The organism is Rhodococcus sp. (in: high G+C Gram-positive bacteria), assembly GCF_049591685.1.
Lineage (GTDB): Bacteria > Actinomycetota > Actinomycetes > Mycobacteriales > Mycobacteriaceae > Rhodococcoides.
The window spans coordinates 1-7,003 of record NZ_JBAWFH010000228.1; the positions used below are offsets into that span (position 1 = coordinate 1).

Sequence of the window (7,003 nt, forward strand, 5' to 3'; positions counted from 1 at the left end):
CATCGCACGTGTCCTCGACGTGTATGTCCACCGAGTCCGCGGTCGAGGAGTCGCCCGGAACTGCGATGCCGCCCTGCGCGTATCGAGTTGCCGTGTCGAGGGGCCCACCCTTGGCGACGGTCAATACCCGCAGACCGCGGTGCCTGGCCGCCGCTGCGGCGCTCAGACCGGCAACTCCTCCGCCGACGACCACCAGATCGGCGGACGCTTCCCAACTAATCCGGGGCCCGGGCATCACCGGCCCGGGAAGAGGCGTCACTCACCGCCTCCGGGGTTGCCGATCTCGATCATCCGCTGCACCGACTTGCTCGCCACGTGTGCGGTGTCGAGGTCGACGTGCACTTCGTCCTTGCCCTCGACGAGGCACCGAAGGAGTGCCGCCGGGGTGATCATCTTCATGTAACCGCAGGACGCGCGGTCGTTGACGGCGAGAAATTCGACGTCCGGTGCAGCTCGGCGCAGTTGATGCAACATGCCGATTTCGGTGGCGACCAACACCTGCTTGGCACCCGTCGTGCGCGCCGCGTCCAACATGCCGCCGGTGGAGAGGATCTTGACCTTGTCCTCGGTGACGAAGCCTTCACCTGCCAGGTACAAAGCGGATGTGGCGCAACCGCATTCGGGGTGCACGTACAGCTCTGCATCCGGGTGCGAGCGCGACTTGGCTGCGAGCTCGTCGCCGTTGATGCCTGCATGTACGTGGCATTCGCCGGCCCAGATGTGCAGGTTCTCCCGCTTCGTGACGCGCTTGACGTGCGCACCGAGGAATTGATCCGGGAGGAAGAGAATGTCGCGGCTCGGATCGATCGACTCGACGACCTCGACGGCATTGGACGAAGTGCAGCAGATGTCGGTGAGGGCTTTGATTTCGGCCGTGGTGTTGACGTACGACACGACGACGGCGTGGGGGTAGTCCGCCTTCCACTCGAGAAGCTGTTCGGCTGTGATCGAATCGGCAAGCGAGCAACCGGCCCGCTGGTCGGGAATGAGCACCGTTTTCGACGGGCTCAGGATCTTCGCCGTCTCGGCCATGAAGTGCACCCCGCAGAAGACGATTTCGCCCTCGGGCACCTCGGCCGCGATGCGAGAGAGCGCGAGCGAGTCCCCTACGTGGTCCGCGACGTCCTGAATCGCCGGCAGCTGATAGTTGTGCGCCAGCAGGGTTGCGCCCCGTTTGCGTGCCAACCGCTTGATTTCGGCTGCCCACTCCTCCGTCGGCTCGACGCCGCTGTATCCGCCCGGGCCGTCGACGATGGTGGCCGTACCGGCCCATACCGACTCGACCGACACGCCCTGCGTATCGAATCCGATGCTGCTCGTCATGGCGACCACTCCTTCACCGATCATCCGGTTCCGATCGCCGGATTTCGCTCTTTGGGGTTTTCGACTTAGGATCGAAAACATGCCACATCGTATCACCGTGCACGAAGTGCTCATCGCCGTATTCCAGGTTCGAGCCTTCGCCGCAGGTCGGGCACCGGAATTGGCCGTCCTGCTGTGGCAACGCGCGCTCGACCCGGAGAAGGGCAGCTGGTCACTCCCCGGGGGTATGCTCGGCGACGACGAGGACCTCCCCACCTCGGCGCGGCGCCAACTCGCCGAGAAGGTCGACGTACGTCAAGTTGCCCACCTAGAGCAGCTCTCGGTTTTCAGCGTTCCCGACCGAGTACCCGGCGACCGACGCATCGCCTCGAACTTCATCGGACTCGTTCCCATCCACGCGGATCCGTCACTCCCGACGGACACCGCCTGGCACCCGGTCGCGCGCCTGCCCGCAGCGTCGTTCGACCACGGCACCGTCGTGCGGCACGCGCACCACCGCCTCGTTGCGAAGCTCTCGTACACCAACATCGGCTTCGCACTGGCTCCGGCCGAATTCGCGATGTCGACGTTGCGGGACATCTACACCGCAGCCCTCGGCTACCCCGTGGACACGACAAACCTGCAGCGAGTACTGGGGCGCCGCAAGGTCATCGAGCCGACCGGCCGAACATCTCCGTCGGGGAAAACCGGTGGCCGTCCACCCGCACTGTTCCGCTTCGCCGAGTCCTCGCTTCGTGTCACCGACGAGTTCGCAGCGCTGCGGCCGCCGAATCAGACTCCCGACGCGTAGTGGCCGGCAGCGGAAGGAGGGTTCGGTACGTCCTCGGACTGATCGGACACGACGTCGTCGCCTGGCGTGAAGCGGAGGTCGTCGTGCGGGTTCAACGCCGCGAGCAATACGACGACAAGGGCGGTGACCAGCGGCTGCACGATGAGCACCAGGGGCGTCTCGAACCCCGGCGCCACGGAGACGACCGCGCCCACGACTGCGTCGTCCGACGGTGGTTGCCGAAGACCCGCGACCCACACCCCGAGCCCGAGCGTCGCCGCCGCTGCAATGAATGCACCGATGACAAGGCCGGCGCCGAGCATGGGCCCACGTGCCCGTGTCCACGCCCAGAACCCCAAGGGCAGAACAATTCCCGCGACGGCAGTCACACACACGAACACGGCCACCGCATCGAAACGATGCAGGCTCTCCCCCGTCAACGCCGCGCCCACACCTGGCTCGACGACTGCGAATTGCTCTCCGGGTGCCAGGACCGCCCACACGAAGGCCGCCACAACACCGACGAGAATCGACAGGGCGAGCGTCGACCCCACGATCTTCGACCGAGAAGGCACATCGGCGTCCACGGCCGATGGACCGAGGTGCGTCGAGTGCAGCAGATCCGGGTTCTGAGGATCGGGGTTCTGGGGATCGAGTGACACAGCTACCGCCTCTCGTACGTAGCGGACATCCCGTTCACCTTAGATGCCGCCCGAGTTGAACAATGTTCAGGTTAGGCTCGGGGTCCGATACAGTCGACACCCGGACAGCGGCCCGACGACCACAGGAGTGCCCGCGTGCAATTACGCAGAGCCGACGTCCTCGCCGGGGCGATCGCGATACTCGACGAGTACGGCCTGGCCGACCTCACGATGCGTCGCCTGGCCACCTCGCTGCATGTGCAGCCCGGAGCGCTGTACTGGCACTTCAAGGACAAGCAATCCCTCCTCGGCGCCATCGCGGACGCGCTGTTGGCAGGCGTCGACGCCGCTCCCAGCAGCACTGAATGGGACGACCAGATCAGAGAGCTCGCCCACCGGCTGCGAGATGCGCTGCTGTCTCACCGTGACGGGGCGGAACTGATCGCAGCCACCTACGCATCGCGACTGGTCACCAACGGGGTACGTGAGCGTCTCGCCGCGATCTGCATCAGGGCAGGGCTCGCACGCACAGACGCCGAATCCGCAGCGGACACGGTGCTCTATTACGTCCTCGGTCGGACAGTGGACGAACAGACCCGGCTGCAGATGGACTCCGCAGGCGCGCTGCCGGACAGTGCGTCACCGCTGTTCGATACCCCGCCGTTCGATACCCCGCCGTTCGATACCCCGCTGTTCGACACCCCGGATGCGACGACGCGTTTCGACTTCGGCCTGGGCTTGTTCGTCGACGGCGTCCGGCATCAATTGGGCGATCGGGCGCGGGCGTGAAGACCGGGCGAGCCCAAGGTCTGATCGACCGGTAGTCAGCCGCCGAAGATCGGCCCTAGTCCGGCGCTGTTGGCGGTGTTTCCGGCGAACGGATTGTCGTGCACCATGTACGTCCAGGTCGACGTCGGCCTCTGTAGACCCGCGTCCTCCAGGTCGATTCCGTCGACCGTGATGTCGGCAGTGTCGAAGGTGACGACAGCCTGCTCGATTGCTTTGTCCGACACAGTCCGGAAGGCGTCGACGGCGATGCGGTGGTACTCGTCGAGGGGGTTCTCGCGGCCCAGCGCGCGTAGGTGAATGCTCTCGCGTACATCTGCCAGATGCGCGAGGTAGTCGGACCAGGCCCGGTCGAGATGGAACAGAACGATGCGGCGCGCCGCCACGATCAGAATCTCCTCGGACACCGACTCACGCAGCGCCGCCGCGCGATCGGGGGCCGCCGACGCCAGCAATTCCCACGCTTCGTCCGTCCGCAACAGCGAAGTCCGTCTCTTGTCGAGGATGTCACGATGCTGCGCCGTCAGCTGGTTGTATCGCCAGGTCCGCGCGTGCACATCGAGCATCGCGCCCTCGGCGATTCGTTGGGCGTGATCCATCTTCGCTGCAGCCCCCGCGGAGCCGACGAGTCCGGTGTCGTCGCTGCTCTTCGGTAGGTCCTTCGGCGCGAGGTTGGCAGTGATCACCTCGTCCTCCCAGCTGGAGAAGAACACCGACCGGCCCGGATCTCCTTGCCGACCCGCGCGGCCCCGTAACTGGCCGTCCAACCGCTCGGTGGTGTGGCGGCCGGTGCCGACGACCAACAGGCCGCCCAACTCGGCGACCTCGTCCTTGGCCGTTCCCTCGCCGGACGGACCACCGAGCCTGATGTCTGTTCCGCGGCCGGCGATCTGCGTCGAGACCGTCACCGCTCCAGCGACACCTGCCTGTGCAATCACGTCCGCTTCCTCCGCGTCGTTCTTCGCGTTGAGGACCACGGAAGTCACATCCGCCTCGTCGAGGAGAGCAGCGAGCTTCTCCGACTCGGCGACGTCATGGGTGCCGATCAATATTGGCTGCCCGGTCTCGTGCACCTCCCGCACGTACCGCACGAGCGCGGCATCACGGTGGACCGCGGTGTCGTACACCCGATCGGGTTCGTCGACGCGTACGTTCGGCTCGTTCGGCGCGATGACCGAGACGCCGAGTCCGTAAAACTTCTTGAGCTGCTCACCCGCAGCAAGAGCGGTGCCCGTCATGCCGCACACCCGTGGGTACCGACCGATGAGGGCCTGCACCGTCATCGTGTCGAGGATCTCCCCCGTCTCCGTGGGCTTCAAGCCCTCCTTGGTCTCGACCGCTGCCTGAAGGCCGTCGGGCCACCTCTGCAGTTCGGCGACCCGCCCGCGAGAGGCGTTGATCAGCTGGACGCGTCCATCGCGGACGATGTAGTGCACATCGCGCTCGACGAGCACTTGTGCGTGCAACGCCACGTTGACGGCGACGAGCGTCGCGCCGACATGCTCCTCCGAGTACAGATCGATGCCGCCGAGCTCCTTTTCGAGCCGCTCGGCCCCGGCGTCGGTGAGAAACACGTTGCGACCGTCGGCGTCGGTGTCGTAGTCGGCGCCTCGCTCCAGCGTCCGGACCGCCTCGAACACCTGCGCGGTCGGTACGTCCGTCGACACCGATCCGGCCAATACCAGCGGCACGAGAGCCTCGTCGACGAGCACCGAATCGGCTTCGTCGATCAACGCCACGTCGGGCTCCGGCGTCACCGCGTCGGCGGCGTCGTCGACCAGGTGATCGCGCAACACGTCGAATCCGATTTCGTTGACCGACGCATAGGTGACGTCGCGCCCGTAGGCGTCCCGCCGTTCGGCCGCCGTCGACGATTCGGAGATGGAACCGACCCCGACGCCGAGCATGTCGTAGAGCGGACCCATCCACTTCGCGTCGCGGCGCGCAAGGAAGTCGTTGATCGACACGACGTGCACGTGGTGACCGGAGAGAACGTACCCGGCTGCTGCCAATGCACCCGCCAGCGTCTTGCCCTCACCGGTGGCCATCTCCACGACGTCGCCCTCGAGCATGCGAAGTGCTGCCAGCAACTGGACGTCGAACGGCGTCATTCCGAGCGATCGTGTCGATGCTTCCCGTGCCAGCGCGAGGAACCGGGGAACGTCGAGCTTGGCGACACCAGCGACTCGGAGGTCCCCAGCAGCGACTGCGATGTCGGCATCTGACAACCCTGACGCCCACTCGGCATGGTCCAGTGACTTCCCGACACGGCTCCGCGACCGAGCTTGGCCCTTCTGCGCCGAGCGCCCGAGGACGTTCCAGAATCGATCGGATCCGAATGCCATTCATCAATCCCTACGTGCAAGTTGCGCGATGCAGCACGCACCGTCCCGGCCAGAGTACGCAAGCCGATGTACGCACTCCGATGCGGAATATCGACGAGTACTCGTTGTTGAGTCCTGTGGGGCCGAAAGGTCCCGTTCCAGCAGGAAGGACAGACTTTGACACGCTCGTATGGCAAGAATCCCGCCGCGTTGACCGCTCTGACGCCCGAGCAGTACCGCGTCACGCAAAACAACGGCACGGAACGTCCGTTCGCGAACGAGTACTGGGACAATCACGAACCCGGCCTGTACGTGGACGTGGTCACGGGTGAGCCGTTGTTCTCCTCTGCGGACAAGTTCGAAAGTCATTCCGGCTGGCCGAGTTTCACCAAGCCGGTCGCGGCGGCCAACGTCGTCGAGAAGCGGGACTTCAGCCACCTGATGGTGCGCACCGAAGTCCGTTCCGCAGCCGGCGACTCGCACCTGGGGCACCTGTTCGACGACGGCCCGAAGGGCCAGGGTGGCTTGCGCTACTGCATGAACTCGGCGGCGCTGAGATTCGTGCCGGCGACGCGCCTCGAGGCCGAGGGCTACGGTGAATACCGAGCGATGTTCGACGATATCTCGACGACACGATCCGCCGCCGCGAACGACGATCCCGCAGCGAACACAGCAAGTTCAGACGAAGGAGTGCAGTAGTGAGCGCAACGACCGAGACCGCCATCCTCGCCGGAGGCTGCTTCTGGGGAGCCCAGGAACTGATTCGACATCAGCCGGGCGTGCATTCGACGCGCGTCGGATACTCCGGCGGTGACGTACCCAACCCCACGTACCGCAATCACGGCACGCACGCCGAGGCGGTCGAGATCGTGTTCGACCCGTCGGTCATCTCGTTCCGGGACCTGCTCGAGTTCTTCTTCCAGATCCACGACCCGTCGACGAAGGACCGTCAGGGCAACGACGTGGGCGTGAGCTATCGGTCGGCGATCTTCTACACCGACGACGAGCAGAAGCGAGTCGCGTTGGACACGATCGCCGACGTCGACGCTTCAGGGTTGTGGCCCGGCAAGGTCGTCACCGAAGTGACCGCCGCCGGACAGTTCTGGGAAGCAGAGCCGGAGCACCAGGACTACCTTCAGAACTACCCCACTGGGTACACG

The 7,003-nt window shown here is 65.4% G+C and carries 8 protein-coding genes; 4 read left to right on the forward strand and 4 right to left on the reverse strand.

The window, feature by feature from the left end:
• On the reverse strand, positions 1–235 hold a 235-nt coding region (locus WBQ44_RS09585; protein ID WP_495566479.1), incomplete at its 3' end, for an FAD-dependent oxidoreductase.
• 20 nt (positions 236–255) lie between these two features.
• A complete protein-coding gene (gene nadA, locus WBQ44_RS09590; RefSeq protein ID WP_495566472.1) occupies positions 256–1,323 on the reverse strand; it encodes a quinolinate synthase NadA in 1,068 nt (355 codons plus the stop codon).
• Between the two features lie 79 nt (positions 1,324–1,402).
• On the opposite strand from nadA, the gene WBQ44_RS09595 reads away from it, so the two are divergent.
• Positions 1,403–2,113, forward strand: coding sequence for an NUDIX hydrolase (locus WBQ44_RS09595; protein WP_495566473.1), 711 nt, complete (start codon positions 1,403–1,405; stop codon positions 2,111–2,113).
• On the opposite strand, the gene WBQ44_RS09600 is transcribed toward WBQ44_RS09595, so the two are convergent.
• Positions 2,095–2,754 (reverse strand): DUF2567 domain-containing protein, encoded by a 660-nt coding sequence (locus WBQ44_RS09600; protein WP_495566474.1) that lies wholly within the window; start codon positions 2,752–2,754, stop codon positions 2,095–2,097. The two genes, WBQ44_RS09595 and WBQ44_RS09600, sit on opposite strands and share 19 nt — an antisense overlap.
• Positions 2,755–2,889: 135 nt before the next feature.
• On the opposite strand from WBQ44_RS09600, the gene WBQ44_RS09605 reads away from it, so the two are divergent.
• Entirely contained in the window at positions 2,890–3,522 is a 633-nt protein-coding gene (locus WBQ44_RS09605) for a TetR/AcrR family transcriptional regulator C-terminal domain-containing protein (protein ID WP_495566475.1), read from the forward strand.
• 35 nt (positions 3,523–3,557) lie between these two features.
• Here the strand turns inward: WBQ44_RS09605 and secA2 are convergent, their stop codons facing one another.
• Positions 3,558–5,864 carry an accessory Sec system translocase SecA2 gene (gene secA2 / locus WBQ44_RS09610; protein WP_495566476.1) on the reverse strand — a complete coding sequence of 769 codons (2,307 nt, stop codon included), beginning with the start codon at positions 5,862–5,864 and terminating at the stop codon, positions 3,558–3,560.
• A gap of 156 nt (positions 5,865–6,020) precedes the next feature.
• Between secA2 and msrB the strand changes: the two genes are divergently transcribed.
• Positions 6,021–6,542: a peptide-methionine (R)-S-oxide reductase MsrB gene (gene msrB / locus WBQ44_RS09615; RefSeq protein WP_495566477.1), complete on the forward strand. Its 522-nt coding sequence runs from the start codon at positions 6,021–6,023 to the stop codon at positions 6,540–6,542.
• Positions 6,542–7,003: peptide-methionine (S)-S-oxide reductase MsrA (msrA, locus tag WBQ44_RS09620; protein WP_495566478.1), on the forward strand; the 462-nt coding region annotated here is incomplete at its 3' end. The genes msrB and msrA, both read left to right, overlap by 1 nt.

Coding starts and splice junctions, on each gene's coding strand:
- secA2 (WP_495566476.1), bottom strand. CDS start 5,864: ATGGCATTCGGATCCGATCGATTCTGGAACGTCCTCGGGCGCTCGGCG.
- WBQ44_RS09595 (WP_495566473.1), top strand. CDS start 1,403: ATGCCACATCGTATCACCGTGCACGAAGTGCTCATCGCCGTATTCCAG.
- nadA (WP_495566472.1), bottom strand. CDS start 1,323: ATGACGAGCAGCATCGGATTCGATACGCAGGGCGTGTCGGTCGAGTCG.